Below are 477 nucleotides of genomic sequence, written 5' to 3'. Positions count from 1 at the left end.
CCTACTCGGCGCTTCAGCCGGCGTTTTCCGCGATCAACACGGAGTCTTTCCATGAACCAGCAAGTCAGCTCCAATTCACCTTTAGCCCGTTTCAGTCGGCTTCTGCTGTGCGTAGACTCGAGTATCGCGTCCATCCATGCTGCTACGTACGCCTGTCAACTCGGCGTCACGGGCATCCAGGTCCGTGTCGTGAGCGTGCTCGAAAACCCCCGGGCGATACTCTCCGCGCACTCGGCGACCGGGCTGAATATCGCGGCATTCTCCGACGAATTGCGGGAATCCGCGAACGTCGCGTTATCGGATATTCGACGCATTCTTGAAGACCATGGTTTGACGGTCGAGGCCGAACTGATAGACCTCGCCAGGTACGGAGGCGATGTGTCCCATGCCCTCGCTTCGGAGGCACAGAGGTGGAATGCGGATCTGCTTGTTCTTGGGGCGAGACAGCATCATGGCCTGTTGCGATGGGTTGAGGGC

1 protein-coding gene is annotated in these 477 nt (G+C 58.9%); it reads left to right on the top strand.

Annotation, left to right across the window (positions count from 1 at the left end):
• Positions 1–51: 51 nt before the first annotated feature.
• Positions 52–477: universal stress protein (locus P0D80_RS51165; protein ID WP_408296608.1), on the top strand; the 426-nt coding region annotated here is incomplete at its 3' end.

Origin of the sequence: Paraburkholderia sp. RL17-373-BIF-A (assembly GCF_046030175.1) — a bacterium.
Classification (GTDB): Bacteria; Pseudomonadota; Gammaproteobacteria; order Burkholderiales; family Burkholderiaceae; genus Paraburkholderia.
The sequence above is the reverse complement of the archived record's forward strand: the minus strand, read 5'-3'. Positions and strand labels throughout refer to the sequence as shown.